This window comes from Pyrobaculum calidifontis JCM 11548 (genome assembly GCF_000015805.1).
Taxonomy (GTDB): Archaea; Thermoproteota; Thermoprotei; order Thermoproteales; family Thermoproteaceae; genus Pyrobaculum; species Pyrobaculum calidifontis.
Map to the genome: position 1 here is coordinate 739,489 of NC_009073.1, position 25,568 is coordinate 765,056.

Genomic DNA, 25,568 nt, shown 5'->3' on the forward strand with positions numbered 1-25,568 from the left:
GTTGCACAGCCTTTTTATATCGGCCCGTACTTTTCTTTGTGAGTCTTGAGCGCTACCTCTCCGCTGTGAGGGCTCTTGTGGCTAGGGAGCTGGTGGCGAGGGGGCTGAGCGTCAACGAGACGGCGAGGTTGTTGGGGCTTACTCCCGCTGCTGTGTCGATGTATGTGGCTGGGAAGAGGGGCGGCGATCTTGTCAACGAGCTGGCGAGGGATGAGGGGGTTATGGCCATTATCAAGAGCCACTGTGACGCCATCGTGGACATGGCGGCTAGGGGTGCCAAGGGGCCTGTGGATTTGACTGAGTTGGCCAAGGTGGTGGCTAGGCTGGTGGAGCAGAGGCGTCCTGAGGCACGCCTTGAGGACTTGATTCGGGAGCGCATTAGGCTAGAGCAGGAGACGGCCACTAGGGCCATGGCCTACTCCTACAAGACTCGCAACCCCCTTGTGAGGGCGCTGTTCATGCAGATAGCGACGGACAGCTTGCGACATGCCGAGATTTTGACCCTCATTTTGGACTACCTGGGGGGGCGGGTGAAGGCGGAGGAGGTTGATCTGTCGTCTGAGGAGTTGGAGAAGTTGGCTGAGGAGGAGTGGGAGATGAGGGAGAGCCTCGCCGAGCTTTACCGCTCTCTTAGCCCGTTGGTGAGGGCGCTTGTCCTCTCCATTGAGCTCGACGAGCAGAAGCACTACCAGTTGATTAAGGCGCTTCAACTTGCCGCTGGCCGGGGAGGAGGGCAGGCCTGACCTTTGTCAACACCTCCCTGGCGAGCTCTCTCTTGTGGGCTGGGCCCAGTCTCTCTACGCCGCTCTCTGTCACCACGATGTACTCGTCTTTTAGCGTGCCGAACCCCGTCTTTGAGACGTCGTGGGCTAGGGCCATCAGCCAGCCGCCGGCCCTCAGCCTCGCCCTGGCCTTTTCCACGAGCTCTTCCTCTGACGCGCCGTACTCGGCCTTGAACCCCACAACCACCGCGCTTGGGTTTACGCGCTTCACCTCTTGCGCAGTTTTGGGGGCCTGCCTCAGCGTGACTTGGTAGACGGGGAGGGAGCTGTCGATTTTGCCTGCGGCCTTCCCCTCTACGTAGAAGTCTAGTGGCGCCGCGGTGAATATGAAGAGGTGGTGTTCCCTCGCCCTTGCCATTACTTCTCTGTGCATGTCTAGCACAGACACGACTTTTACCACTTCTACGCCCGGCGGTGGGCGCAGGGGGGTGGGGCCTGTGACTAGGGTGACCTCGGCGCCTCTGGCGGCGGCTTCTCTTGCGAAGTAGTACCCCGTCAAGCCGCTACTTGGGGTTGTGATGTATTTTACGTCGTCTATGTGCTCGTGGGTGGGTCCCGCCGTTACGAGCACTTTTACGCCGGCGTAGTCTCTGGGGGCTGTGGCGTCTATGACGTATTCGGCCACCTCCTCGGGCGGGGGGTACTTTGCCTTGCCCTCTTCTACTACTGGCGGCACGACTGTGGCGTACTTCCTGAGTTTCTCCACGGCCTCTTGTACTTGGGGGGAGTTCCACATGGCTAAGTTCATGGCGGGGACTACCACCTTTTTGGCGCCGCTGGCCGCCACTGCGCATGTCAAAGCCGCGTTGTCCGCAATGCCGAGGGACAGCTTCACTATGGTGTTTGCCGTTGCTGGCGCGGCCACCAGCAGGTCCGCCTCTGCGCATATTTCCACGTGTTCTGCCGCGCCGGTCAACTCGACGACGGGCTTGTTGCCTGTGGCCCAGTGGAATAGGCTGGGCGAAACTAGGCGCGCCGCCTTGGGGGTCATGAATACGTGGACGTCGGCGCCGTGGCGTATAAGCAAGCGGGCTAGGTCGATAGACTTGTAGAGCGACACTCCGGAGGATACGAGCAATACGACTCTGCGCCCCTTGAGTAGAGAGCTGTATGTACCTCTTATCGCCGCTACTTCGCTCATCTGAGTTTTCTGTGTATTGGCATGTTCATAAGGGCTAGGTGGACGCGGCCCGTGTAGAACGCGGTCTTTACCCCCCTGGCCCTTAGCCTCTCGTCTACCTCCGAGGGCGTGAGGGCGTGTGGGTCGTATCTCAAAGAGCCTAGTATGAAGTTGACGGCGTAGCCGAAGGAGGGTATCCACACCTCGTACTCGGCCACTATGGGGAAGTTCGCCTTTACGCCTTCGAGGACCATGTCGTACTCGGCGGGGAAGTAGAAGCTGTTTCCCGCCTGTGTGACCACTACGCCGTCGTCGTTTAGTATCCGCCTAATTTTTGCGAAGAACTCCCGGGTGTAGAGCTGTTTTGCGATGTCTGAGCTGTATGGGTCTGTCAAGTCCATTATTATCACGTCGTATTTGTCGCCCGCCTTGATTGCCTCTTCCACGTAGACGAAGCCGTCTTGTATTACCACTTTTGCGCGGGGGTCGTCGAAGGCGCCTTGGTGCATCTGGGGGAGGTACGCCCGCGACAGTTCTACTACGTCTCGGTCTATGTCCACCATCACTGCCCTCTTCACCGTGCCGTGTTTCAACGCCTCTCTGAGCGTGGCCCCCTCTCCGCCGCCGAGTATTAGCACGTCGCGTGGGTTGGGGTGCGTGGCCATGGCTGGGTGGACGAGGGACTCGTGGTAGTACTGCTCGTCGACGTAGGAGGACTGGATGTAGTCGTCCAAGATGAGGACGCGGCCGTAGTCCTCAGTGTCGGCTATTATGATCTCTTGATACGGCGACTTTTTAACTGAGTGTATTGCGTTTATCTTTATCAAGAGCGAGGTGTTGCCGCTGAGGGGCTCTATGAGCGTTATGGGACCGGGCACCTTGCGCATAGCCCTATGTGTTACCCTCTTCTTAAGTTTTCGCCTATGAAGCGTATCACCTCGGTGTAGACCCTCACCCTGTTTTCCACTTTGGCTATGCCGTGCCCCTCGTCTGGCAGTATTACGAGCTTCACCTCTCTGCCCAGCTCCCTCAGCCGCTGTGCCAACTGCTCGGCCTCGTACACGGGCACTCGTATGTCGTTTGCCCCGTGGATTACCATGAGGGGGGGCTTTATCTTCTCGGCGTGTGTAATGGGGCTTAGCTGGAGTAGTAGATCTCTGTGCTTCTCCAGAGAGCCGTACTCCGTCTCGCGGTACTTACGCCTCCAGGGCGCCGTCTTCTCTAGGAAGGTCACAAGGTTGAAGATTCCCACCATCTCTACTCCACATGCCCAGAGGTCTGGCGCCGTTGCCAACGCCATGAGTGTGAGGTAGCCCCCGTACGACCCGCCGAGGACGCAGGGCTTCTCCTTGGCGATTCCCTCGCTCTGTAGCCATTTGGCGAATGCTTCGACGTCTTTAATTGCGTCCCAGCGCTTTTCCACGTCATCGAGGTGTATAAAGGTTTTGCCGAAGCCCGTGGAGCCGCGGTAGTTCGGCGCCGCCACGACGTACCCTGCCAGGAGGAGGGCCGCGACGAGGGGCTTGAACTCGGGCCTGTCCTGCGACTCGGGGCCGCCGTGGAGGTACACGACCACTCCTCTGGCCTCTCCAGGGGGGTTGTAGATGTTGGCGTATATCTTCAGCCCGTCGTGGCTTTGGTATTGGACTATCCGCGGCTCTGGTATTGCGTCTAGGGGGGTGCCGTACTTGGGCGAGCTGGTGATCTGCCTCACGGCGCCCTGGTAGAGGTACACCTCGTGTCCCTTGTTTATGGAGGATAGAGAGAACAGGGCCTTGCCTCCCCTGTACTGCAGTGCGGTTATCACGCCTGTGGGTATCGCCGCCCTGTGTGTAAGCGCAGAGGGGAGGTGCATGAAGTAGAGGCCCGAGGCGCCTCCCTCGTTTAGGGTAAAGGCCATGTACCCCCCGTCTACGTCGAAGTGTTCTACGTCTCTGTCGAGTTGTACTACGTACTTCCACTCGCCAGTGGACAAGTTCATGGCCGCCACGCCCACGTACTCCCAGGCCATGTTGGTGAGGAAGTAGAGCCTCTCGCCGACTAGGCGTGGGGAGTAGTTGAGGGCTTCTCCCTCGTGTTTTGTCAGCTCTCTCACCTCCCCGTCTTTGTACCAGAGTATGGTGCTGTCGAAGTTTGTCTCATAGTGCGTGATAAAGATGCCTGCCTCGTTCCACTCCTCCACCACGTTTATGCCGGCCAGCTGTAGGGCCAGCTTTGTCTCTCCGCTCTCCCTGTCGTATATGTATAGGTGGAAGTTCTGCGGATCGTCTCTCGTCGAAGTGAAGGCCAGCCTTCTGCCGTCTGGGGAAAAGGCGCCCAGGCTGTTTACGCCCTCTGTGGAAACGGGCACAACATCGTTGCCCACGGCTATGTAGATCCGCCACTTCTCGTCCCCGTTTTGGTCCGCCGCCAGCGCCAGTGCGCCGTCTGGCGCAACGCGGTAGTCTCCCACTCTGCCGTCCCACGGCAGAACTACGTCGTGTACGCCGCTCTTGTTGACCCACAGTTGCATTTGGCCAGTCACGTCGCTGAGGTAGTACACCTCGCCTCTTGGGCCAAACCTAGGCGAAGTTGCTGAGCGTATTGAAAGCGCACGCTTCACTAGCCACTCCATGGCTTCGCCAATTGGGGACTATTTAACGCTATAGTTGCTTTTAACCACGCATATTGACGTGAAGAATGAGTACATTGCGGCACTGGTGTACTACGTGTATAAAAAGGCCAAGACAGACAGAGGTACCGCCGTAGTTGTGCGCACCGCAGAGATATGCGGCGTCGACAGGCAGTGCGGCTGGGCAATGCGAGTGGCAATGATGACGCTCGTGGAAGCCGGCGTGGCAGTTAGGCACAAGCCCGGCGTCTACATGATAGACAAAAACTTGGTAGATATGGCGTTGAACATTTTGAGGAGCTTTGTGGGCAGGAGGGGCAGGCGCGCGCTTCTCCTCGTAGAAGAAAAGCTTGGGGACAGGTCTCTCACGAGACGGTGAAGGCTGTTTAATGATCGCCAGCGCTCCGAGCCAGGGCGCTGTACCACAGATGGGGTACTGCCAAGGCGGGGCCCCACAGATGGCTACAACGGCCGTGAAGACGGGGCCTAGGACGTGAGAGATATTAAGTTACGAGTTTTTCTTGCTAGTGTATACTCCAGAGGAGGTTAAAAAGAGGGAGCTGGTGGACATTGTAGTTGCTTTGTTGACGCTGGCACTCGGATTTTCCATTGCCATGGCCAACGTAAATCTTGCACATATTGAAAATCTTGCACACATTCCTCTTTTCTTCCCAATAGCGCTTTTCGTTCTGCTATTCGCCTTCATTGGACACGAACTGGCCCATAGGCAAGTCGCCAGGAGGCTCGGCTACTTTGCCTATTTTCAGGCCGACTACCGGCTCTTACCCCTGGCCGTAATTTTGCCGCTTTTCGTGGGCGTGGTGTTCGCCGCGCCGGGGGCCGTGGTCATTTCGCCATTTAGGTTCTATGGCCGCGGCGACGAGAGGCGTGACATATTTTTCATCTCCGCGGCTGGCCCGTTGACAAATATAGTGTTTGCAGCTCTGGGCCTAGCCGCATATCTGTGGGCTGGGTACGGGCTACTTCTCGGCTTTGCATATGTGAATGCGTGGCTTGCTCTTTTTAACTTGCTTCCACTGCCGCCGCTTGACGGCGAGAAGATTATAAAAACTAATTTGCCCATGTGGCTGTTGTTAATTATCACGGCCGGCGCTTTGACGTGGCTTACTTTGAGACGGCTTACATGGTGAGAGTCTCTGCGCCTGGTCGGCTGGATTTTCTAAATACGCACCAGGACTACAAGGGCCTGCCTGTTGTGTCCATTGCCGTTAATCTGAGGGCCTATTTGACGGCGGCGGAGGGGGGCGGCAAGTGTGTTGTCTCGTCTAGAAACACCGGCGACGTGTGCGAGTTTGAGGTAGGCGAGAGGCCGAGGGGGAGGGGGTTCTGCGACTATATGAAGGCGGCTGTGCTTGCCGTGGGCGCAAGGCGGTGCTTCAGGGGGGAGTTGTATTCACAGATCCCCATAGGGGCCGGCATGGCGAGTAGCGCCGCCATTTTGGTAACCGCCGTTGCCGCGTTGTTAAAGCTCAACGGCGCCTCTCCCTCTCTCTACGACGTGGCAGAGCTCGCGTATGTGGCAGAGAGGGAGGTACTCGGCGTGCCCTGTGGGCGGCTGGACCAGTACGGCTCGGCGTTTGGCCACGTCTCGCTGATTTACCCAACGCCCCCAGTCAAGGTGGAGAGGCTGGAGCTTCCGGGCGGGGTCTTCGTGGTGCTCCACAGCGGGATTAGCCACAGCACCGCAGAGGTTCACACAAAGAGGCAGGAGGAGCTACAGAGGGCTGTGGAGTTGTTAAAGGAGTGGCTAAGAGTGGAGGCGTCGGGGTATTGGGACTTCCCGTGGCGCGCGCTTCTCAGCCACAGAGATGTCGTTGATCAGTTGCCAGAGCCGCTGAGGAGCAGGGTCTTGTTTACACTGAAAATGGAGAAGTCCACTGAGGAGGCGGTAGCCGTTTTGAAAAGTGAAATGTCTCCGCTGGAGAAGCTTAAACGGGTGGGCGAAGTAATGACGCAACAACACTGGCTATTGTCAAAGCTTTACGAAGTTTCTCTGCCCCAGCTAGACCTGCTAGTAGAACGCGCCCTGGCCGCGGGCGCGTACGGCGCAAAGCTCTCTGGCGCAGGCCTCGGCGGCGTAGTAATAGCGTTGGCCCCTGATATTCACACTGCGCAGAGAATTGTTAAAGAGGCAGAAGCACCCTCGTGGTGGATTGTGGAAGTGGATAGGGGCCTGGAGTATGGAGATTAGGAAGAACCCCCTCACTGGGGAGTACACCCTCGTCTCGCCCCACAGACTCTCTAGGCCGTGGCAGCCCGAGGGCTTTTGCCCATTCTGCCCCGGCGCGCCTGAGACAGGCCACGGCTGGGACGTCTTGTTGCTGCCCAACCGCTACCCCGTGGTAACCCCCACCCCTCCGAAACCATACACCGAGGACTTCTATGTCGCTCAAGAGGCGTATGGCCGCGCCTATGTGCTCGTGGAAACTTCTCAACACGACGTAGACGACTTAAGCGACTTGCCAATAGGCCAGATAGTTAAAGCGTTGAAGCTCGTGGTCGAGGCGGCGCGGGAGTCAGAGCGGGATGAGAAACTGGCCTACTTCTTCTACTTTAGAAACAAGGGGAGGGAAATCGGCGTGTCGCTTACCCACCCCCACTCCCAAATATATGTACTCCCCGTAGTGCCGCCTAGGGTAGCCCTGGAGCTGGCCCACTCAAAGAGGTGGTATAAGAGGCGTGGCGAGTGTTTACACTGCGCCATTGTGAAAAGGGAAGATAAACGTGTCATATATGAAAACCGCGGGTGGAAGAGCTTTACTCCGTACTACGCGAGGTGGCCCTTCGAGGCCCACGTCTACCCAAAGCGGCACGTGTCTTCTATAGTGGAACTCGGCGAAGACGAGCTAGTGGACTTGGCAGACGCCCTAAAAAAGACGCTATGCGCCTTTAAAAACGTCTTGGAGAAGCCAATGCCCTACATCATGGTAATGCACCAAGCCCCCCTCCGCCTAAGACTCCCCTACTACCACCTACACTTCGAAATATACGGCATGTACCGCCCCGACGGGAGACTGAAATACGCCGCCGGCGCTGAAACAGGGGGAGGACTATTCACCCTTGAGACAACCCCCGAGGAGGCCGCGCAGAAGCTGAAGGAGACAGCCGCGAGGCGGTGTTAGAGCATTCTCTTAATTAAGTCGTTGATCAAAGGCCCTCTGTAGCCCAAGTCGCCTCCCACAGAGAAGTGCAATTTTACACTGTTGAGGCCGCCTCTAGGCGGATGTAAGCGGAAGAAGGGCTTTAGGTATGGAATACACGGCGGCCGTTGCCCCTCCCTAGCCTTGAAGTCCTTTTTACACGCAAGCGTCTCTATCTCCCCGGAGATGTACGCGAGGGCCACTTCCTCAAAGGAGTTCCACCCCCACTTCTGGAGGTATTCAAGCGTAAGCGGCTTGTCGCCCACAATTCGCCCCCTCTTACGCAACACCTCTGCGAGAGTATCTGCGTCAATTTCCCCCCAAGTGACCCAGTCATTCACCCTTTCTATCATGCCCATGACACTTGGAGAGCCCACTACCACCACCATGGTGAACTTCCTCCTAAGCCTCAACAAGTCAAGCGTCGCGGCAATGTCACCCGGAGTGGTGGGTATACCTCTGAGCCTAATTACGGCGTAGCGGGGGTACACCGTCTTTTGCTCAGTTGCCGCCATCATAGCTTGAAGTAGTAGGTGTTTCTAAGAGCGTTGAACACCGCCAGCGCAAAGTTCAACGTAGTTCTAGTGTCGCCTCTAGTCTTTGTCCACACGTCCTTTATCCCCGCCAGACGTAACACCACCTTGGCCACGTCGCCTGCCACAAGGCCCACGCCCTTAGGCGCCGGGATTAACGTCACTTCTACGCTCCCGGACTTCCCACTTACCACAAATGGCACGCTGTGAGGCTCGTCGCAAGAACACTTCCAAGAGCCGCAGCCGCGCCTCACGGGCGTAATGTTCAACTTGGCCTCCCTAGTGGCCTTCTCAATGGCCTGCCTCACCTGTCTAGATTTCCCAATTCCCACGCCAACGTACCCATCCTCGTTGCCCACCGCCACCACCGCCTGAAACTGGTTTCTCTCGCCAGCATGCGTCTGGCGTTGGACTAGGTTTAGGTTTAAAAGCTCCTGCTTTAGTCCCGGGAGCAGAATATCCACAATCTCGGGCTCCTTTATTAGGAGGTTGTTCGCAAAGATCTCATCTATAGTCCTTATCTTCCCCTCTTTCACCATTCTCCCAAGAGCCGTCTTAGGCTCCCAAAGGCTTAAATCGACGACGCTCACGAGGCCTCTAAAACCGACCAGTTTTTATACTTTAAACCTCACCTTCCACGAGTGTCTAATACACTCGCTGGGCACGAGTCCGCGTTTTACAAACTCCACCGTACGCGGGTCAGAGGGGTAGCCACTGCCGAAGTCCCCCACCTCCCTCTTCAACAAGTCTATCAAGCGGTCTCTCACCACTTTGGCCACTATACTCGCCGCAGCCACCTGGGGCACGCGCTCGCCCTTGTTAAGCGCCACTATGCGCTTACCAGTGGCCATAGACAACGCGCTTCCATACCTCTCAGGCTTCACATCTGGCGAATCTACGTAGTACACATCGGCAGGGCACGTGGCCAACAACTTGGCAGTGTAGTCTATCTCAAGCGCGTTGAGGAGGCCCTTAGACGTATACATGTCCACTATGTGCGGCTCCACTACTATGTAGTTTACGCACTCCGCCACCTCCAGCACTCTGGCAAACACCCTCTCCCTAGCCCCAGGGCTCAAGGCCTTGGAGTCCCTAACCCCCACCCCTAGGAGGACGTCGCTGTCGCCAACTACCACAGCTATCACCAACGGCCCCACCAGCGGCCCCCTACCCGCCTCATCGACGCCTCCGATCACGGTTAAATAGGGTCTGCTCAATAAATCTTGTGGAAATCCCACAAGATCTCAAGTCGTATCTACAGGTGGAGGTGGATCAGTGGGACGTGGCGCATATAGTGTGTATAAAGTGTAAAAAGAGATTTTTCACCGTGAGAGATGCCGCGATACACTTGTACCGTGTCCACGGGGTAAAAGTTGCCCAAAAATACGCCGAGACTTAGACAAGCTCAATGGCCAGGGCCGTTCCTCCACCTGTGCCGTGGCAGAGCGCGGCGATGCCTCTCCTCCCGCCCATGCGCCTAAGCACCGATATGAGCGTGGTGACAATCCTTGCCCCCGAGGCGCCGAGCGGGTGGCCGAGGGCAATGGCGCCGCCGAAGACGTTCAGCTTGTCGTAAGGCACATCGAGGAATCTGTGGAATAGCACGTTGTTCACGGCGAAGGCCTCGTTGTTTTCAAAGTAGTCAAAGTCGTTAATTCCCATGCCCAGCTTCTTCAACAGTTTTTGAACAGCGTAGAGGGGGGCCTCGACGAATCGCCAGGGTTCCACCATGTGCCAGCTGTAGCCAAGGATGCGCGCCACTGGCCTGAGGCTGAGCTCCTTTGCCTTCTCCTCAGTGGTGAGCAGGAGGGCGGCCGCTCCGTCGGACAGCTGGCTGGAGTTCCCCGCGGTCAACACGCCGTCGGGCCTAAAGGCGGGCTTAAGCTTGGCCAATTTTTCAAGCGTGGTGTCCGGCCTAATGCCCTCGTCTCTGTCTAACTTGACGCGCACTCCGCCTAACTCGCCGTCTATGGGCTCCATTTCTTCAAACCACCTGTTCTCAGTAGCCCGCCACGCCCTCATGTGGCTCTCATAAGCCACCCAGTCCAACTCCTCCCGCGTAATTTTGTGCTCCCTAGCCACTAGCTCGGCCTCCTCGCCCATGAGGAGCCCGTTGGAGGGGTCCGTCAGACCGTCGTATACCATCAAGTCTCTGAGCTCGGCCCGCCGCCCGATGAAGTGCCTCAGCCCCCACCGGGCGTCGTCTGGAAGACATATAGGCGGCGTAGACATAGACTCGGCGCCGCCCGCGATTACGACCGAGGCGTCCCCCACCGCGATTTCCCTATATGCCTCTATAATGGCCTGCATCCCCGAAGAACAGACCCTGTTCACCGTATATGCGCTCACCTCCACCGGCAGGCCAGCCAACAGAGCGGCGTACCTCGCCAAGTTTTGACCCATGCCCCCCTGGAGGGTGGAGCCAAACACCACTTCGTCCACCTCCTTTCCCGAGAGCCCCGTCCTTTCCAGCAACTTCTTTATGACAAAGGCGGCTAGGTGGGGAGTCTTCACGTCCTTGAGGGCGCCTCCAAACTTTCCAATGGGCGTCCTAACGAAGCCCGCAATAACTATCCCCATGGCCCAGCGGGCCTGAGGGTTAATAAGCCTTGTCGCTAATGTTAATTACCTAATTCGCTTGCCATCTCTAAAGAGCTTCACCCCCTCCGGCTTCAGAAACACCTTGACTGTGCCGCCCTCTGCGGCCTTGCCATAGGCCACGGCTCTGAGCTCCGTTTTGCCCCACGTCACAACGGCGATGGGGGTAAAGCCTAGGTATTCCACGAGCTTCACGCGTGCTGGCGGTAGCGCGACGTCGTTAGGCGACAGGGGGGCCTCGGCCACGTACACGTCTGTGGGCCTTATGCCAACTTGCAACTTCCCCTCCGGCGCCTTCACGGGGATCTTTAAGTCTCCCAAGTCGACGTACTCGCCCCTCCCCTCCCCCTCCACCACGTTTATGGGAGGGTCGCCGAAGAACTGTGCCACGAAGAGGTTCGCCGGGTTGTTGAGAACCTCGTCTGTGGTGCCTATCTGCTGCACCTCGCCGTTGTTTATCACCATGAGGCGATCCGCCAAGGCGTAGGCGTCGTGCTGGTCGTGGGTAACAAGGATAGTGGTAATTTTCAACTTCCTCTGAAGCCCTTTCACAAACTCTCTGGCAGAAATCCGCAGCCTTGCGTCTAGGTTAGAGAAGGGCTCGTCCATGAGCAAGACCTGTGGCTCTTTGACCAACGCCCTGGCTATGGCGACTCTCTGCTGTTGCCCTCCAGAGAGTTGCCTAGGGTACCTGTCCAGGAGGTGGGCTATCTCAAGCGCCTCGGCTACCTCCTTAACCCTCCGCTGAATCTCGTGGCGGGGCAACTTCTTGATCTTAAGCGGGAAGGCTATGTTGTCAAATACCTTCATGTGCGGGTAGAGCGCCCAGTTTTGAAACACCATGCCCACGTTCCTCTTGGCAGGCGGCACGAAAACCCCCTTCTCCACGTCTACCACGGGCTCGTCTCCAAAGAGGATGCGGCCCTTAGTCGGCGTCTCAAGCCCAGCAATACACCTTATGAAGGTCGTTTTGCCAGAGCCAGAGGGCCCCAAAACCACTAGGAACTCCCCATCCCTAATCTCCACAGACACGTCCCTCAGCGCGTATGTGTTAGGAGGAAAGACTTTCTCAAGCCTCTCCACCAGTACAGAAACCACAGTACCCTGTACAAAGAGATTTTAAAGATATATCTCGCTCCAGAGTGTGGCTCAGCGACGTGGCCAAGGCGGCCGAGATCATACGCCGGGGAGGCTTTAAGGCTATTACGCACGGCGGAGTTGCCCACGCCGATGATACAATAGCCGCGGCTCTGCTCCACAGGGCAGGCGCCGAGGCCATATACCGGCTAAACGAGGCGGAGGAGGCGCTGGCGGTCGAAGGCGACGTGATGCTCTTCGACATCGGCGACTCCTTCGCGGCAAGACTGCCACAGCGGTTCGTGGTGCTGGACCACCACGGAGTCGGAGACCCAGCGGAGGAGCCGTCCTCCGTGGTTCAAGTGGCCCTGGCGGTGGGGGCAAGGGCCGGCCCCCTGGTGCAGACCCTGATAAATTTCGTCGACCTCTTCGACCGCTTTGGACCATCCGCCAAGAGGTGGGCGGGGCCCTACGGAAACTCGTTGAACAACGGCCTCGCCAAGTACTTCGGCGACGCTACGCCGAAGGGGCTGGTCAAAGAGGAGAAGTTCCTCTCGCTGGTGGCAGACGCCTTTTACTCCACGCTGGACGTAGACCTCACGGCGTTTGGAGAGGCGTTCAGAGTGGCCGAGAAGCTAAAGGCGGCTGACTTGGCCGAGCGCTTCCCGCGCACCTTCCACCTCCTCCGCCTAATGCTCCAAGCCGCACGCGACCCCCTCCCCACGTCTATGTCCAAGGAGGCGCTTGAGACGGGGTTCGGCATCGACTTTGGCTCATATGCTCTACTGGCGGTGCCAGAGCTAGAGCCCTACATAGTGAGGGGGCTTGAGAGCCACTTCTCTGAGGCTAGGCGGGCGGCAGAGACGGCAGAGAGGGGCCGCTACACGGTAGTGAAGGGGCCCATGACCGCGGTGGCTGTGGAAGACCACGTACCCCCCGGCCCGCTGTACAACGCGCTTTTAGACCTCGGCGTGTTGAACGGCCCCGCCTTCATAGTGGTAAAGGACAGGAGGAACCCCGGCGCCTACACGCTCTGGCGTCCCGACAAATTTGCAAAAGAGATAGACTTCAGGCGGCTGGAGGGGGACAGAGTCGTGTTTAAACACGCCTCGGGCTTTTTGGCCGTGGTCAAGGCCGAGAGCGCAGAGGAGGCGGCAAAGTACGCAATGTCCATATGGACATCTTCGACGACTTAGAACACTCCGACTTGGGAGGCGCCGCGTTAGATGTCGGCGCTGGGTGGGGAAGCACTACGCGCTATTTGCTCTCCCGGGGGGTTGAGAGTATGCGCCGTGGACATTGACCCAGGCGCGGTTATTTATCTAAAAAAGGCGCTTAGAGAATTTGTCGAGCTGGGACTGCTCGACGTGCGGCTGGGGGCCGCCGAGGCGCTCCCCTACGGCGACAAGGAGTGCGACTCCGCCGTGTCTGTAGCCGCGTTGCACCACTTTAGGGACATCTATGCTGCCTTGAGAGAAATGGCCAGAGTCACCAGAAGAGTCGTCGTTGTGTACGACTGGACTCCAAACGCAAGCGGCGTGACAAACCCCCACAGCGCCGAGGAGCTTAGGAGAAAGATGGGGGCCGACCTCGCCGCGGCGAAGTCGCTCGGCTACGCGGTCTAATAAAACGCCTGTGGTACCGGCTAAGCAAAATATATTAAGAGAGGTGCAGGGCTGGGCATGCGGCTAGTTGTCCTTCTCACACTGGCGGCCTTCCTTGTACTCGCGGTTGGCCCCATAAGGCTGGAAGTCCAAAGCGTGCTCGTATCGCCAGTCAACACCACGTTGATTGTGGACTACGTGAAAGCGGCTAAAAAAGCCGTCTACATGGAGGTGTATGTCTTCACGTATAAGCCCTTGGCAGACGCCCTCGCCTCCGCGGCCAAGAGGGGTGTTGACGTAGTCGTCGTATTGTCGGCCCGAGTTTACGGCGGAGTGCCACAGTCGGCAAAGGAGATAGCCAGCTACCTAGAGGCCAACGGGGTGAAGGTGAAGTGGAACAGCGACTTCCCCAATGTACATACAAAGCTCTACGTAATTGACAACGAGACTGTGATCATTGGCAACATTAACCCCACTGCGTCCGGTTTTACAAAGAACAAGGGCATTATGCTCGTGATAAAAAACGCCACATTGGCGCGTCAATTGGCCACAATTGTCTTAAACGACTACCGCGGCGTCTACCCACGGTACAATTACCCAGGCGTCTTAGTCTCGCCGATAAACTCCCAAGACGGCCTCCTGTGGATTCTCTCACAGCCCGGCGTCAGATACATAGCCATGGAACAGATCTACGTCGACTCCGGCCTCGTCCCCTACATAGTCAACGGGCCTTACTACGCGGTCGTGGCTAGGACAGACGCCGACATAAACACCGCCGTAGATGAAGACCTCGTGGCTAAGATAATCGTGGTGGGGAACTACGTGTATGTGGGCTCTATAAACATCGGCTACTACTCCATCCAGAGGAACCGCGAGGTAGGGCTACTTATAGAAAACCCGGGGCTGGCCCAGAGACTAAAAACGCTGGTCATGAAGTGGTACCAGGAGGCTGGGGGCAAGGTAGAAACGACGACAGAGGCCTCGACCGCCACAGCGCCTCCCTCTACGTCTACTACTCCTAAGGCGCAAAACGCCGGGAGGAGCTACTCGCTGGACGTATTGATATGGCTGGCGATAATAATAATCGCAATTCTCTTCGTCATTTGGGCCAACAGGAGGAGGCCCTAGGCTAGGGCCTCTGGGGTAGAGGTGCCCAGCCTCACTCTGGCAGGGTCTTCTCCGAATCCAATGGCCTCAACTATCGCCCTCGCCTGCTCCTTGGTCCTAATGCCCCCGGCCATCTTCACGCCGAGCTTGTACCCACGCTCTTTCACGTATCTGGCAATGGCGGCCGCCCTCTCGGGCGTTGAAGCCACGGGGTTACCCAGCTTCGCGGCGTAGGCCTCCTCGGCGAAGCCCGTCGAGCTCTTGATGAAGTGCGCCCCTGCCTCGGCAACTATGTCGTACAGGGTGTACCTCTCCTCATCCGTCAAATAGGGCTCCTCCACTATCACCTTCACTACCCGGCCCCCAGCCGCGCCCACGACGCTAATCAAGTCCCGCCTAACCTCCCTCCAAGCCTTAGATTTCACAAGGCCTATGGGCGCCACGACGTCGAGCTCCTCCGCCACCTCGGCGAGCTTAGAAACTAGGCCCGCCCGGGCCCAAGTGGGCAAGGCGCCAAACGGGAAGTCTACAACTACACAGAGCTTAACCCTCTTTAACAAGGGCTTCACGTAGGCGGCATAGGCGGGGTTTACACAATACGCGGCGACGCCCAGCCGCTCGGCCTTTTCCGCGCCTTTGACCACTTCCTCGATTGAGAGATACGGCTTTAGGAGGGCGAAGTCTACCAAGTGTAGCATGTGGGACAACCCCTAAAAGTTAAAAAACGTATCTATAGCCAAGACGTGGAGCTGGTGAGAGCGCATATATTTGTCAGAGGGAAGGTACAGGGAGTCTTCTTTAGACAGTCCATGAAAGATGTAGCAAATAAGTACGGGGTCAAAGGCTGGGTTCGGAACCGGCGTGATGGGAGGACCGTGGAGGCTGTGCTGGAGGGGCCCAAAGACGCCGTGTTAAAGGTTATTGAGTGGGCGCGCGTCGGCCCGCCCGGGGCCAGAGTTGAAGACCTCGAGGTCAAGTGGGAAGAGTACAAGGGGGAGTTCAACGACTTTTCTATCTTGCCCACTGAGTAGAGGCGGGGAATAGGGCCTGCGAAATTACGTCTGCACATTTGACGCACTTAACCGCATCGGGGTCGTGAAGTCTCCGCTCTAGGCAGTAGGCACATTCTAAGACACCCTCAGCGGGGTTGCCCACAACTTTCTTGACGAGAGAGGGCAACGCGGTTAGTAGGGGAAGTGGGGCGTAGGGGTCATAGCCCTGTAGGCCCATTAACAGCGCTCTGACTGCCACGTATGCGTTGTAGCAAGCCCACTGGGCATCTCCCCTTTCAGCCCCCCTGAGCGCCTCTTCCATGTGTCTCACATGTCTTTCAAGCCACTTGGGATGTACGGGGGGCATCGGCACTTTCCGAAATTGCGTTATTTATATTGTGTTCAGCGGTGTCAACACAGCTTTGTCCTTTTGTGGGTGCGCGTGATATATGGCTGTCTTCTCCATGCCAACGTCCTTGGCGAGGATGCGGGCTGTCTCTTCGCTGTGTGTTGTTATGAGGACGTATTTTCCCCTCTTGGCGGCGGTTGCTATTATTCTAAGGAGGGCCAGCTGTGCCCCTGGGTGGAGGCGGGCCTCTGGCTCTTCGAGCACTACGAGGAGGGGGTCTGCCTCCGAGGCCAGGGCTAGGGCCGCTACGATAGACTCGCGGAGCCCCGAGGGCGCTTGTTGGAGGCGGAGGCGCTTGCCGGTCCAAGTTCTGATGTGTACTGTGTATAGCCCGCCCTCCTGCACTAGCTCTAACGAGGCGCCGAGCTCCGCCAAGAGGGGTTCCACGAGCCTCATGTCTACGCGCCCCCTGTATGCGTACTCGGCGAGGCGGTAGAAGAGGCCGGCGTACTGCTCGTCCACCCGCGACACCTCCTTGGACATAGTCACGGGCAACGACAGCCTCAGAAGCGCCCTAGAAAGCCCTGCCCTGCCGTCGGGAAACGCCGCGGCGCTGGCGGAGAAGAGGAGGGGGCCAAAGGCTGCGCGTATATACGCCGCTATTATGCACGCGATGACTTTTGCAACGTCGTAGGCCGTGGAGACCGGCTGAATCTTCTCCTCACAGGGCACCCTCAAAACCCCCGGCTTGAGAGTCTCAAACCGCAGTCCTTCTAGAAACTGCGCATAGGGGGCGTGGAACACCTCCACTCTCTTCTCAGTGACCACGACCTCAGCGGCCGAGTTGGCCCCTTTAACGGAGATGTACGCCTTGTCTGTCCCCCTCCTAATTAAGTCAAATAGGTCGGCGAGGTATATCTTCCGCAACGCCTCTTCCAAGGCCACGGCCAGGGCCTTGGGCAAGGCATCTATGTACCTCTTGACAATTTTCACAAGTCTCTCATGGGCATCCGCCCCCGACTTAACCATCTCCACCACGTCTTCCACGTCGTCAGCCGTGGCCGCCTCAAGCTCTCTATTCCTCCTAAAGTTAGGCGTTGTGGCAGCCAAGGCCCAGATTAAATATGCCAAGGTGGACTTGCCCACGTTGTTCTTGCCCACGATAATGGTCAAAGGCTTGAGCTCAACTTCCACGTGTTCAAACGGGCCAAAATTCCTCACGGCAACAAACATATCTAGAGTAATGCCCCTTTTAAAAAGCAGTAAGGCTCATGAGAAGCGCCACGAGGGATGATAGGACAACGGCCGCCTCCACCCTGGCTCCACGCCACAGCGCCAATGACGCAGAGACGACAACGACGAGAGTCGACACGGGTTCCGCCACAAGGGCTGAGGCCAGGGATTTAAAGCCCAGTGCTATGAGTATAGCGCGAGCCGCCTTTGCCCCGCCGCCAAGCCTCAAGTAGAATCCCGACAGGCGGAATAAGTACGTGGCTAAGGCCACGGCGGCCACTGCGGCGTCCATGCCCAGTCCGTATGCTACGCGGGCTGGGGCCGCTAGGGAGAGCAACCAGAGCGCCACGAACACTGTCACTGCCCAAGCCACGGTGCTTACATTTGCCACAGACTTCAGAGGACGTAGCGAGACGGCTAGGAGGAGGACTCCCAGCACGGCGTCGGCGTTCAACTTGGGAACAAAAAGTCCCAGCGTTGCCCCAGCCGCTGTGCCCAAGACCCAAGCTGCATAGGCCACTGTCTCTACCCCTAAGACGCGGCAAGGGTCTGCGGCACCGTGCGCAATGGCAAAGACCTCGTCCGTAAGCCCAAGCGCCAAGAGGGGCCTCAGCCTCTTAGCCGCCATCGCCGAGCCGTAGGCCAAGTGCCTCAAATTCACGGCAATTGCAAGCAAGGCGCCAAAGACGGGGGCGTCTTTTAAGCCGAGTAAAATAAATTGTGCTGCTCCTGCGAAAATAAACGCGCTTGAAACCACGGCCAAAAGGGCTGGGAGGCCAGCCGCCGTCCACGTCGCCCCAAAGATTACGGACACCGAGAAATACGGCAGGAGTAGAGACAAGCCAGCGGCAACGCCCCCCTTAAACTCTTTCAAACAGGAGGACATAGGTGCCTCCGTCTCCATAAGTGTGGTAAACTCTGGATTTCTCAACAAGCCTAAAGCCCGCAGATTTGGCAAGACTCACAAACTCAGCCAAGTGCGTCTTTTTCTCCTCGTAGTACATCATCCCCAGGTACATCGACAGAGCCTCCAGTTTTGCAAATTCGACGAAGGGGTGGCCCTGCGCCAGCTCGAGGCCAGCCCTGAAAGCGGCCGCGTGCTCGACTACCCTGGCCATATCTCGGGCTAGGTATATCTCTAAGAGGGGCGCCGCGAGCGCCGGGTCGACATCGCGTGGCCAAATGTCTAACACATACGCCGCATGGTGCCTCGCCACGTTTATCACCCGCTCCTCCTCGTCTTTGAACTCCCCTGGAAATTCGTCTGCCACTATTAAAAAGCCGCCGGACTTTAAGACGGCGCTCACCTTCTCCAGAAAGACCTCAATGCCGATACGGTGGGGGGATCCCATGGCGACTACGGCGTTGTAGCTCCTAGAGACGTCGAACTCCTTCAACACTTGCCTACACTTGCCCTTCAACATCTCCCAGAACGCGGCCTCAGGTTCTACACAGTCCGCCCGGTAGAACAAGTGGTATCCAGGCCCGGTGCCCACGTCGAGTACCTCCCTTACGCCAAGTCTTTCGACTAACTCGTTTATGTACACGATCTGTCTCCCATAGCCTGGGTGGTATACCTCGTATCTCGCGTAGTGGGCAGGGCTGAAAATTTCCCCAAACGTCGTCTCAGCGCTTCCAACACTCACGTTGACGTCCATATATATGCCAAAGTACGCCAACGTCTCCACCGCCAAAAACTTCAAGGGGCCATCCCCCTCTGCGTACTTTTTAAGAGTTTCAACGTCTATATTCTTCAACGACTGTAGCAACCGCTTATGGATTTCACTGAGCCATGGGGCAATTTCCACCTCTGCCCAAAACGACCTATAGATGTATCTCCCACGTGTTGTCCCAAACTCCCTCACGTCCCCACTAGACCAAAGCCCCAGCGGCCCAGGCGGGCGTTTCACCACTCTTACGCCTAGAGGCAACTCCGCTGACTCCTTCTGCGCATAAACTAGCCTAACTATGAGTCTCGTCTCTCCGCCAAACGGGGCATAGAAGTGGGGGACGTTGCCCGGGAACTCCGTAGCTTCTCCCTCGCGTAGAAAAATAGGCGAATCTACGGGGCCCACCACCGCCGCGCCCTTTGCGACAAAGACATACTCGCTTACGACGCCGACGTGGGGCCGCGAGACGTGGACGGCGTATGGCTTAAGTCTCATTAAGTACGCTTCAAAACCGTCTCCCCGTTCGATTAATAGAACGTCAACGGAACGCTCAGACACCAAGACCCACTCTGGCACAAGAGCCCCAAAGCCAACCTCCAAGGCGTTTGCAATCTTCCACAAAGTAGTAACGCTAGGCGCCACGCGACCCATCTCTATCTCATACAACGTAGACTTTGACACACCCGCCCTCTCCGCCAACTCGCTCAGCGATAGCCCACGCTCTCTCCTCAACGCCGCAATTCTTTCGCCGACGCTCCGCTTCAAATACTCCTCCACGTTCTAAAAATAGAACAAATTAATATGTTTTTTCGGAGAAGCTAACTGGATTTAGAAAGCCTCTGTAATACCTTTGCCTCCAACCGCTTAAGTATTTCGTATATCTCTTTCAGAGTGTCGGCGTTTCCGTCTTCCACTTCGTCGAAGACCTCCTCTATGTACGCCAGCTCGTCTCTAATAGCGGCGAGGAAGTCCGCCCCGCCGGGGCCCCTCTCAAGCTCCTGCAATAGTTGGACAAACTCTGGATTTTCCTCAAGCTCCTTTAGATATGCCTCCCCCGCCTGCGTCAAGGCGTATACCTTCTTCCTACGCCTCCCCACATACACCTCCCTGGCCTCCACAAGCCCCTCGGCCTCTAAATACGAGAGCAGTGGGTAGAGAGAGCCGGGCGACGGAGTGAAGCGACCGCCAGTAAGCTTGGCCAACTCCTTGAGAATCTCGTAGCCGCTCAGAGGCCTTGACTTAAGCATGTAGAGCACTACCCCCTTGTAGAGGCCGCGCCTACGTTTAAACATTCCTCCTCGCGGGGGCTAGGTCGGGGATGGGAGGCGGGTTAAGCTTGTGCCTATTCCGCTGCACTCTCTGGAGCACTAGGTCAACCACTGGGCCGTACACCCTCTTCACCTCATCCACGGGCTTCCCCATGTCAAATACGGCGAAAAGTATGGGGTCTATTACGTCGTAGGTAGCGCCGAGCTCCGCCTCGGCCATGTGCCCAGGCCAGAGCCGGGGGCTACTGGGCTTAGCCGCTATTTTAGAAAAGCCCAGCCGCCTAGCCATCTCTCTCACCTGGAGCTTGTAAAGGCCGCCGATGGGCAACAGATCCACGCCGCCGTCCCCGTACTTGGTGAAATACCCCAAGAGAAGCTCGCTCCTATCCCCAGTCCCCAACACCAGCAAGTTGTCCCTATTGGCGTAGTAGTAGAGTATGGTCATCCTAATCCTCGGGAGGAGGTTCCCCGACGCCAGCCTATCCTCTACGTAGTCCGGTATAGACCTCTTAAAGCTCTCCACAATCGGCGTAATGTCCACCTTCCTCATGCGAATCCCCAGCCTCTCCGCCACCTCCTCAGCGTCTCGCACATCCTCCACAGGCGTAAAGACCGACGGCATTATCAACCCCAGAACTCTCTCACTCCCAAGCGCCTTGACCGCAAGCGCCGCCGCCACCGTGGAGTCAATCCCACCACTAAGCCCCACAACTACGCCCCGCGCACCTGCCTCACCCACCTGCCTCACTATAAACTCTACAATTATTGAAGCCGCCTTGTCGTAGTCCACCGCGTCGACGACAGACTTAGGATCCACAGACAGAAAACAAGACACCTTTTTAAACAACAGAACCCCCCACGCGATGCCCTTTCCCCGACATTACCATGGGTCCCAACTCGCTCACACACGAGCCCAAATCACCTCTTCTACGACTCGTCAACCTTTAGCTGTAGATTTTTGCCGCTCCTTAGCTTTACACACCTGTGACGCCGTTAACTCTCGCCGGGTTAAGCCGACGCTTTCAATTGTGCCCAGTTAACCTGGCTCTAGGCAGTTGAAATATTACAGGTTAACGCGGCCCTGTTTTAAATTCGCCGTCTACGCCTTCAACTCTCTCGTGCGTGTTAGCTTGGGCAAGCTAACACACGCATCCCTGCCCGACGGTGTGGACCCATTTTGCACAGATTTTTCTTTATTCTCACCGGAATATTCCTATGAGAATAGAAGAGGGGGGTGTCGCAAGCTTAAGTGAGCATGTGGCTGGCTGTTGCTGTACGGCAGAGGGAAGAACGACGATTGTAAAGACATACACAAACTACTGTACTTTGTAGCTCAACGCCGAATACCATTGGGACGAGTTGGTGGCACTGGACGGGACGCTGAGGGGGCGGAGGCCGTCCTTAGAAGGGGAGGCGTCGTTGTTATATGCAAGTTTAAACGCCGCGGGGTCTAGCCATGGCATTGTGGAATAAACGTTCTCAAAGAAGAGCCTTCTCTTTGGTCTGCTTCTGTCTACCTAATTGGACCTCCAGTTTACAATATTTGGGAGATATAAATCTGTGTTTTGCTGTTGTTTACAGAGTTTAAATAGTGTATTGTTTTGTTCTTGTCTGTTGTTTACCACATATGTGGCTCTGCCTCGCCGAGTGATGCTATTCTTAGTCTTTCTTCTCCACCTACCTGTTTTATTATTGCCGCCACTGAGGCTGGTACAAGCTCTTCCCACTTGGGGTCTCTGCGTATAATCAAATCACGTACCCTCGTGGAGCTGTAGAGGTCTCTGCGGTACAGCGGCTGTTGCCGCACCTCGTAGCCGGCTTGTCTAAAGAGGAGGGCTACGAAGGGGTTCCCCGTGTATACCACGTGGAACGGCGGGACGTACGACTTGACCCTCCCGAGCCACTCCAAGTTGTTCTCCACGTTTGGTATAGGGACAATAATGACGCGGCTTAGGTCAACTCTGCCCTCTCTGAGGGCCTCTCTAAGCATCCATATCCTCTCCCCCGCGGTGAAGGGGTCCTTGGCTATGTAGTTAAATTGGGCGGAGCCCACCGCGGCGATGACCTCGTCTACTTCCCTTAGAATTTCTCTAATGGCGTATACGTGGCCCCAGTGCGGCGGCTGAAAGCGCCCGGGAAACAATGCGCGCATCACAGAGTGTACTTGATTCCCCTAGTCCCCACTCCCCGTCTGTACTTTTCCCACCTGGCGTAGTACTCCCTTAACTTGTCTAGGTCTTTTGTAAATAGGTCTCTTATGTCGTCTATGCCCAGGAGTATCATGGCCACGCGGTCTAGGCCCCACCCCCATGCCAATACTCTGCTGTTTTTCACGCCAAGCGGCTCAGTGACCTCAGGCCTAAATATGCCCGCGCCGCCGAACTCCACCCAGCCGAGGGTTGGATGCTCGGCGTAGACCTCGACGGAGGGCGAGGTGAAGGGGAAGTAGGCTGGCCTAAACTTCACTCTCCCCATGCCGAGGGCCTTGGCGATTTGTTCCAGCTGGCCTAGCAGGTGCTTGAAGGTGAGGCCTGGCCCCACCACTATTCCGTCGAGCTGGTGGAACTCCATGCTGTGTTTGGGGTCGAGCTTCTCCGGCCTAAACACTCTGCCAATTGTAAACACCTTGTAGGCCCCCTCGCCCCTCTCCGCCAGCGCCCTTATGGTGGTGGCAGTCGTCTGCGTGCGCAAGACGAGGTTGAGCGCCTTCTGAGGGCTCCACTTGTAGCGCCACTTCTCCTCGTGCACCCTCCCCACCGCCTCCATGAGGTGTCTGGGGGGCTCCTCCCGGGGCCCGTCCCAATGCACGTAGAAGGTGTCGTGGACCTCCCTAGCTGGGTGGTCTTGGGCTTGGAAGAGAGCGTCGAAGTTCCAGAACTCCACCTCGAGTATGGGGCCTCTCACTTCTTCGAAGCCGAGTCCCACCATGACCTCTCGGACGTAGTTTAGAAACTCGTTGAAGAAGTGGGGCACGGGGGCTGGGTACTGGGGCGGCTCTATGGAGAGGTCGAAGGGCTTTAGGTAGTACTCGCGCCAGCGGCCAGTGGCGATGTCCTCGCTCGTCAACGCGGTCTTAACCTCAGCCGGCTTTACTGAGTCAAGCGGCGCCGCCGCTTTTACGTATATCAGGGTCTTCTCCACCTTCTTCACGAGCTTTCGGCGTAGAAATTCTTGGAGGAGGTCGGGCGGCGCCGAATCCAACTGGGCGAGAGCCCTCTGCTTTTCTTCAATTGAGGCAAGTACTCTCTCATAGACGTCTCTGCTCAACTCAATGACGCCGCCCCTGGGCTTGACGCCGAGCTTTGCCAAATTGGCTAGGGCTAGGGGGGCCTCTGGGTGTTTAAGTTCTATTACGCATCGCGCCTCGTCGCAGACGGCCGCCTTGAGGAGTTTGTACTCTGGGAGACCCTCTCTAACTCTGAGCGCACCCTCCTCTGTGAGCTCGTAGGCGACTGCGTAACGTTTATCTACTTGGAGCACCCCCTTGGCCCTTCCCTCCTCTACATATCTCATCAAGCTCTCCTGCGTCACGCCGAGTTCGCGGGCTATTTCATCTAGTGGCCGCCACTCCTGCGCCCTTTTTACAATTTCATACAGCGGGGGAGGTAAAACGAGCATGTGGTCTGAAAAATGTGGGTTTATGTATTGAACTAGCGGCCCTTGAGGAGGGGCAGTGGGGGTTCCTCCTCTTTCTCCTCCTCTCTGGCCGCCTTTGTCTTAAACACCTCTTTATACAGGAGGTCGCGCAGCGCCGCTCTAATCGCCTCGCTCCTATTGGGGAATATGCCGCGTCTCACCAGCTCGTCAAGCTCCTCGAGCATTTTCTTTGGCACGTGGACGGATATGAGCGTCATTCTGTCCTGGCTCTTGCTCCTCGGCATGTAGACTATTTTCCCCGCGTTAATAAAGGTCATTCCCCGATAATACCCCCGTACTATGCGCTTATCTTAAGCTTGGCCGAGGCAATTGCTTTCAAAAGCTGTTCCAACACGGCGTAGCGCGGCAGTGTGGCAAGCCGCCTCGCGAGTTTTTTCAACTTCTCCAAGTCCTCCTCCGATAGCGGCCTTAGACGGCCCTCCTTGTCGTAGGAGAGCCATCTCCCACGCTCATATATGTAGCCCATGTCGCCCATGTAGATCTCGGCGTAGAGCCCCCTGCCCCTGCTCTCTGCAAAAACAACCACGTCGTCCACCTCCAATTCCATGTAGGTGTTCTTTAGGGTAAGCCTTATGAAGGGGGCCCTAAGTCTCACGACCCAGTGTTGATACTCCTATATAAAAATAACCGTCAAGCAGCCTCCGGCTGCCCCACTCCAACGGTGTTCCCCACCCCCACCAACAACACGGACTCCCCCACGCCCACGTTGTTGACTATAAATTCGAGGACTCTCTTAGTGGTCAACTGAACCGCGTTGTATATTTCACTGGTCATTGTGGTCAGCGCCTCAGACTGCCTCATCTTTATCAGGTAGGCGTAGAGTGGGACGTTGTACTTAGTGGCGTAGGTCTCTATGTTGAACTTCTCCACGCCCACCCCTCCCATGGCCACGCCGACGCCCTCGGCCACCTCCCCCGTCTTCTCGCCCTCCAGCCTCAGAGCCGCGTCCACAGTAATAATGTACTTAGGAGTCGCCTTCAGCGTGTTGAAGACGTACTCCACAGCCTCGTCTAGCCTCCCCACTGTGCTACCGGGCCCCCTCGCCTTCACCACGTAGACCCTCCTCCCCTGGTAGTCACACTCGGCCACCACGGTGTCTTTCACGTCGTGGTAGTACTTGACGGCAGAGCACTGGCTGAGCACGTTGTAGGCCACCAGCGGCCCCGCGCTGTCGCCTATGGGGATCCCCTTTATGAACGAGCTGACCGCCTCGTTGACCGTGTCCGTCAACTCCTTCAACAGGGGTAGCAACATCGTGAGCTGAATCACTAGGTAGAAGGCCTTATACCTCTTGGCGGTCTTATAGTAGTGGTCAACCACCTTGTATATGAAGTTCATGTAGCGGAGTGCCTCCACGGCGGTGGCCAAGTTCTTGACGGCGACGCCGTCTTCCACAATTTTGCCGATCTCCCCCTCGTAAGTGCTTTGATACGTGTTCAAGATGTGCTTATACTTAGGCACAATCCCACTGGGGTCAAGCGACGTTGGCTCAATCACGGCGAAATCCACCATCCTCTTCAACGTCGACTCCAACTGCTGCCTTTGCACATCGCGCTTCTTTGCTTTCTCAAGCGCTGAAAGCACATTAGCAGAGGCCGTGTTCAACAACTGGCCCAGATACGTCAAAAAGCCGCTGACCTGGCTGAGGTACCTCCACATCTGGAAGTCCTGCAGAAGGAAGATGAACGCTATCCATATGAACATCGTAATTAAGTACCACAGCGGGTCTGTTCCCCCAGCCACTTGGGCAAACATCGTCTAAGGCTACTTATGTCTTTAAAAAGTTTCAGAATTCGAGGGCTACAT

The 25,568-nt window shown here is 56.9% G+C and carries 30 protein-coding genes; 10 read left to right on the plus strand and 20 right to left on the minus strand.

Translation table 11 applies throughout. From position 1 onward, the window contains the following. The first annotated feature begins 38 nt into the window (after nucleotides 1-38). A complete protein-coding gene (locus PCAL_RS04110; RefSeq protein ID WP_011849454.1) occupies nucleotides 39-743 on the plus strand; it encodes a transcriptional regulator in 705 nt (234 codons plus the stop codon). Here the strand turns inward: PCAL_RS04110 and coaBC are convergent. From coaBC to PCAL_RS04125, 3 genes are read right to left on the minus strand one after another with little or no spacing between them, the layout of a single operon-like run. Continuing rightward, nucleotides 697-1,923 (minus strand): bifunctional phosphopantothenoylcysteine decarboxylase/phosphopantothenate--cysteine ligase CoaBC, encoded by a 1,227-nt coding sequence (coaBC, locus tag PCAL_RS04115; protein WP_011849455.1) that lies wholly within the window; start codon nucleotides 1,921-1,923, stop codon nucleotides 697-699. The genes PCAL_RS04110 and coaBC overlap by 47 nt on opposite strands. Further along, complete coding sequence (gene speE, locus PCAL_RS04120; protein WP_011849456.1) at nucleotides 1,920-2,789, minus strand: polyamine aminopropyltransferase; 870 nt, start codon at nucleotides 2,787-2,789, stop codon at nucleotides 1,920-1,922. Before speE ends, coaBC begins: the two co-directional genes overlap by 4 nt. 11 nt (nucleotides 2,790-2,800) lie before the next feature. Beyond that, nucleotides 2,801-4,516 (minus strand): S9 family peptidase, encoded by a 1,716-nt coding sequence (locus tag PCAL_RS04125; RefSeq protein ID WP_011849457.1) that lies wholly within the window; start codon nucleotides 4,514-4,516, stop codon nucleotides 2,801-2,803. Nucleotides 4,517-4,574: 58 nt separating this feature from the next. Between PCAL_RS04125 and PCAL_RS04130 the strand changes: the two genes are divergently transcribed. The 4 genes from PCAL_RS04130 (at nucleotide 4,575) to galT (ending at nucleotide 7,656) form a co-directional block, all read left to right on the plus strand. Continuing rightward, the gene (locus PCAL_RS04130) at nucleotides 4,575-4,892 is read left to right on the plus strand and encodes a hypothetical protein (protein ID WP_011849458.1); all 318 of its coding nucleotides are present in this window, start codon (nucleotides 4,575-4,577) and stop codon (nucleotides 4,890-4,892) included. A 148-nt stretch (nucleotides 4,893-5,040) separates the two neighbouring features. Next, nucleotides 5,041-5,664 (plus strand): zinc metalloprotease, encoded by a 624-nt coding sequence (locus tag PCAL_RS04135; protein WP_011849459.1) that lies wholly within the window; start codon nucleotides 5,041-5,043, stop codon nucleotides 5,662-5,664. Beyond that, nucleotides 5,634-6,725 carry a GHMP family kinase ATP-binding protein gene (locus PCAL_RS04140; protein WP_226951996.1) on the plus strand — a complete coding sequence of 364 codons (1,092 nt, stop codon included), beginning with the start codon at nucleotides 5,634-5,636 and terminating at the stop codon, nucleotides 6,723-6,725. The genes PCAL_RS04135 and PCAL_RS04140 overlap by 31 nt, the downstream gene beginning before the upstream one ends. Beyond that, the gene (gene galT, locus PCAL_RS04145) at nucleotides 6,715-7,656 is read left to right on the plus strand and encodes a galactose-1-phosphate uridylyltransferase (RefSeq protein ID WP_011849461.1); all 942 of its coding nucleotides are present in this window, start codon (nucleotides 6,715-6,717) and stop codon (nucleotides 7,654-7,656) included. Before PCAL_RS04140 ends, galT begins: the two co-directional genes overlap by 11 nt. Here the strand turns inward: galT and PCAL_RS04150 are convergent. From PCAL_RS04150 to rnhB, 3 genes are read right to left on the minus strand one after another with little or no spacing between them, the layout of a single operon-like run. Further along, nucleotides 7,653-8,192: a 50S ribosomal protein L30 gene (locus PCAL_RS04150; protein ID WP_011849462.1), complete on the minus strand. Its 540-nt coding sequence runs from the start codon at nucleotides 8,190-8,192 to the stop codon at nucleotides 7,653-7,655. The two genes, galT and PCAL_RS04150, sit on opposite strands and share 4 nt — an antisense overlap. Then, complete coding sequence (locus PCAL_RS04155; RefSeq protein WP_011849463.1) at nucleotides 8,189-8,797, minus strand: 30S ribosomal protein S5; 609 nt, start codon at nucleotides 8,795-8,797, stop codon at nucleotides 8,189-8,191. The genes PCAL_RS04150 and PCAL_RS04155 overlap by 4 nt, the downstream gene beginning before the upstream one ends. A 24-nt stretch (nucleotides 8,798-8,821) precedes the next feature. Continuing rightward, on the minus strand, nucleotides 8,822-9,403 hold the full coding sequence (gene rnhB, locus PCAL_RS04160) for a ribonuclease HII (protein WP_193322894.1): 582 nt from the start codon (nucleotides 9,401-9,403) through the stop codon (nucleotides 8,822-8,824). A gap of 29 nt (nucleotides 9,404-9,432) precedes the next feature. Between rnhB and PCAL_RS04165 the strand changes: the two genes are divergently transcribed. Further along, on the plus strand, nucleotides 9,433-9,606 hold the full coding sequence (locus PCAL_RS04165) for a hypothetical protein (protein WP_193322895.1): 174 nt from the start codon (nucleotides 9,433-9,435) through the stop codon (nucleotides 9,604-9,606). On the opposite strand, the gene PCAL_RS04170 is transcribed toward PCAL_RS04165, so the two are convergent. Together PCAL_RS04170 and glcV are read right to left on the minus strand one after the other, a co-directional pair. Continuing rightward, nucleotides 9,603-10,787 carry a thiolase family protein gene (locus PCAL_RS04170; protein ID WP_011849465.1) on the minus strand — a complete coding sequence of 395 codons (1,185 nt, stop codon included), beginning with the start codon at nucleotides 10,785-10,787 and terminating at the stop codon, nucleotides 9,603-9,605. The two genes, PCAL_RS04165 and PCAL_RS04170, sit on opposite strands and share 4 nt — an antisense overlap. A 45-nt stretch (nucleotides 10,788-10,832) precedes the next feature. After that, nucleotides 10,833-11,903: a glucose ABC transporter ATP-binding protein GlcV gene (gene glcV / locus PCAL_RS04175; RefSeq protein WP_011849466.1), complete on the minus strand. Its 1,071-nt coding sequence runs from the start codon at nucleotides 11,901-11,903 to the stop codon at nucleotides 10,833-10,835. A 44-nt stretch (nucleotides 11,904-11,947) separates the two neighbouring features. On the opposite strand from glcV, the gene PCAL_RS04180 reads away from it, so the two are divergent. The 3 genes from PCAL_RS04180 to PCAL_RS04190 all read left to right on the plus strand — a co-directional run bounded on the left by PCAL_RS04180 (nucleotide 11,948) and on the right by PCAL_RS04190 (nucleotide 14,614). After that, nucleotides 11,948-13,078 carry a hypothetical protein gene (locus PCAL_RS04180; protein WP_011849467.1) on the plus strand — a complete coding sequence of 377 codons (1,131 nt, stop codon included), beginning with the start codon at nucleotides 11,948-11,950 and terminating at the stop codon, nucleotides 13,076-13,078. A 96-nt stretch (nucleotides 13,079-13,174) separates the two neighbouring features. Then, complete coding sequence (locus PCAL_RS04185; RefSeq protein WP_264317715.1) at nucleotides 13,175-13,507, plus strand: class I SAM-dependent methyltransferase; 333 nt, start codon at nucleotides 13,175-13,177, stop codon at nucleotides 13,505-13,507. 57 nt (nucleotides 13,508-13,564) lie between these two features. Next, on the plus strand, nucleotides 13,565-14,614 hold the full coding sequence (locus PCAL_RS04190; protein WP_011849469.1) for a phospholipase D-like domain-containing protein: 1,050 nt from the start codon (nucleotides 13,565-13,567) through the stop codon (nucleotides 14,612-14,614). Here PCAL_RS04190 and deoC read toward each other — a convergent pair. Then, nucleotides 14,611-15,291 carry a deoxyribose-phosphate aldolase gene (gene deoC / locus PCAL_RS04195; RefSeq protein WP_011849470.1) on the minus strand — a complete coding sequence of 227 codons (681 nt, stop codon included), beginning with the start codon at nucleotides 15,289-15,291 and terminating at the stop codon, nucleotides 14,611-14,613. The two genes, PCAL_RS04190 and deoC, sit on opposite strands and share 4 nt — an antisense overlap. Before the next feature lie 45 nt (nucleotides 15,292-15,336). Here deoC and PCAL_RS04200 point away from each other — a divergent pair, with 45 nt between their 5' ends. After that, on the plus strand, nucleotides 15,337-15,624 hold the full coding sequence (locus PCAL_RS04200; RefSeq protein ID WP_193322896.1) for an acylphosphatase: 288 nt from the start codon (nucleotides 15,337-15,339) through the stop codon (nucleotides 15,622-15,624). Here PCAL_RS04200 and PCAL_RS04205 read toward each other — a convergent pair. The 11 genes from PCAL_RS04205 to PCAL_RS04255 form a co-directional block, all read right to left on the minus strand. Further along, a complete protein-coding gene (locus tag PCAL_RS04205; RefSeq protein ID WP_011849472.1) occupies nucleotides 15,605-15,952 on the minus strand; it encodes a HEPN domain-containing protein in 348 nt (115 codons plus the stop codon). The two genes, PCAL_RS04200 and PCAL_RS04205, sit on opposite strands and share 20 nt — an antisense overlap. A gap of 24 nt (nucleotides 15,953-15,976) precedes the next feature. Next, on the minus strand, nucleotides 15,977-17,167 hold the full coding sequence (locus tag PCAL_RS04210) for an AAA family ATPase (protein ID WP_011849473.1): 1,191 nt from the start codon (nucleotides 17,165-17,167) through the stop codon (nucleotides 15,977-15,979). A 19-nt stretch (nucleotides 17,168-17,186) separates the two neighbouring features. Further along, a complete protein-coding gene (locus PCAL_RS04215; RefSeq protein WP_011849474.1) occupies nucleotides 17,187-18,053 on the minus strand; it encodes an AzlC family ABC transporter permease in 867 nt (288 codons plus the stop codon). Next, nucleotides 18,028-19,614, minus strand: a complete 1,587-nt coding sequence (locus PCAL_RS04220; RefSeq protein ID WP_011849475.1) for a helix-turn-helix domain-containing protein — start codon at nucleotides 19,612-19,614, stop codon at nucleotides 18,028-18,030. The genes PCAL_RS04215 and PCAL_RS04220 overlap by 26 nt, the downstream gene beginning before the upstream one ends. A gap of 41 nt (nucleotides 19,615-19,655) precedes the next feature. Next, nucleotides 19,656-20,129: a PadR family transcriptional regulator gene (locus tag PCAL_RS04225; RefSeq protein WP_011849476.1), complete on the minus strand. Its 474-nt coding sequence runs from the start codon at nucleotides 20,127-20,129 to the stop codon at nucleotides 19,656-19,658. Beyond that, the gene (locus PCAL_RS04230) at nucleotides 20,122-20,928 is read right to left on the minus strand and encodes an NAD+ synthase (protein ID WP_193322989.1); all 807 of its coding nucleotides are present in this window, start codon (nucleotides 20,926-20,928) and stop codon (nucleotides 20,122-20,124) included. The genes PCAL_RS04225 and PCAL_RS04230 overlap by 8 nt, the downstream gene beginning before the upstream one ends. Before the next feature lie 795 nt (nucleotides 20,929-21,723). Then, nucleotides 21,724-22,260: a nicotinamide-nucleotide adenylyltransferase gene (locus PCAL_RS04235; RefSeq protein ID WP_193322897.1), complete on the minus strand. Its 537-nt coding sequence runs from the start codon at nucleotides 22,258-22,260 to the stop codon at nucleotides 21,724-21,726. Next, nucleotides 22,257-23,723: a phenylalanine--tRNA ligase subunit alpha gene (gene pheS / locus PCAL_RS04240; RefSeq protein WP_011849479.1), complete on the minus strand. Its 1,467-nt coding sequence runs from the start codon at nucleotides 23,721-23,723 to the stop codon at nucleotides 22,257-22,259. Before pheS ends, PCAL_RS04235 begins: the two co-directional genes overlap by 4 nt. A gap of 32 nt (nucleotides 23,724-23,755) precedes the next feature. After that, nucleotides 23,756-23,986, minus strand: a complete 231-nt coding sequence (locus tag PCAL_RS04245; protein ID WP_193322898.1) for a ribbon-helix-helix domain-containing protein — start codon at nucleotides 23,984-23,986, stop codon at nucleotides 23,756-23,758. Nucleotides 23,987-24,039: 53 nt separating this feature from the next. Then, nucleotides 24,040-24,357: a hypothetical protein gene (locus PCAL_RS04250; RefSeq protein ID WP_011849481.1), complete on the minus strand. Its 318-nt coding sequence runs from the start codon at nucleotides 24,355-24,357 to the stop codon at nucleotides 24,040-24,042. A gap of 35 nt (nucleotides 24,358-24,392) precedes the next feature. Further along, nucleotides 24,393-25,517 (minus strand): DUF1512 domain-containing protein, encoded by a 1,125-nt coding sequence (locus PCAL_RS04255; protein WP_011849482.1) that lies wholly within the window; start codon nucleotides 25,515-25,517, stop codon nucleotides 24,393-24,395. Nucleotides 25,518-25,568 lie beyond the last annotated feature (51 nt).

Bases quoted from the DNA above. Each gene is read 5' to 3' on its own strand.
- deoC (WP_011849470.1), bottom strand. From the start codon at position 15,291: ATGCTACACTTGGTAGACTTCGCCCTCCTAAAGCCGTATCTCTCAATC.
- PCAL_RS04125 (WP_011849457.1), bottom strand. From the start codon at position 4,516: ATGGAGTGGCTAGTGAAGCGTGCGCTTTCAATACGCTCAGCAACTTCG.
- galT (WP_011849461.1), top strand. From the start codon at position 6,715: ATGGAGATTAGGAAGAACCCCCTCACTGGGGAGTACACCCTCGTCTCG.
- PCAL_RS04225 (WP_011849476.1), bottom strand. From the start codon at position 20,129: ATGTTTAAACGTAGGCGCGGCCTCTACAAGGGGGTAGTGCTCTACATG.
- coaBC (WP_011849455.1), bottom strand. From the start codon at position 1,923: ATGAGCGAAGTAGCGGCGATAAGAGGTACATACAGCTCTCTACTCAAG.
- PCAL_RS04210 (WP_011849473.1), bottom strand. From the start codon at position 17,167: ATGTTTGTTGCCGTGAGGAATTTTGGCCCGTTTGAACACGTGGAAGTT.
- PCAL_RS04205 (WP_011849472.1), bottom strand. From the start codon at position 15,952: ATGCCCCCCGTACATCCCAAGTGGCTTGAAAGACATGTGAGACACATG.
- PCAL_RS04245 (WP_193322898.1), bottom strand. From the start codon at position 23,986: ATGCCGAGGAGCAAGAGCCAGGACAGAATGACGCTCATATCCGTCCAC.
- PCAL_RS04215 (WP_011849474.1), bottom strand. From the start codon at position 18,053: ATGTCCTCCTGTTTGAAAGAGTTTAAGGGGGGCGTTGCCGCTGGCTTG.
- PCAL_RS04255 (WP_011849482.1), bottom strand. From the start codon at position 25,517: ATGTTTGCCCAAGTGGCTGGGGGAACAGACCCGCTGTGGTACTTAATT.
- pheS (WP_011849479.1), bottom strand. From the start codon at position 23,723: ATGCTCGTTTTACCTCCCCCGCTGTATGAAATTGTAAAAAGGGCGCAG.
- PCAL_RS04170 (WP_011849465.1), bottom strand. From the start codon at position 10,787: ATGGGGATAGTTATTGCGGGCTTCGTTAGGACGCCCATTGGAAAGTTT.
- PCAL_RS04190 (WP_011849469.1), top strand. From the start codon at position 13,565: ATGCGGCTAGTTGTCCTTCTCACACTGGCGGCCTTCCTTGTACTCGCG.
- PCAL_RS04150 (WP_011849462.1), bottom strand. From the start codon at position 8,192: ATGATGGCGGCAACTGAGCAAAAGACGGTGTACCCCCGCTACGCCGTA.
- speE (WP_011849456.1), bottom strand. From the start codon at position 2,789: ATGCGCAAGGTGCCCGGTCCCATAACGCTCATAGAGCCCCTCAGCGGC.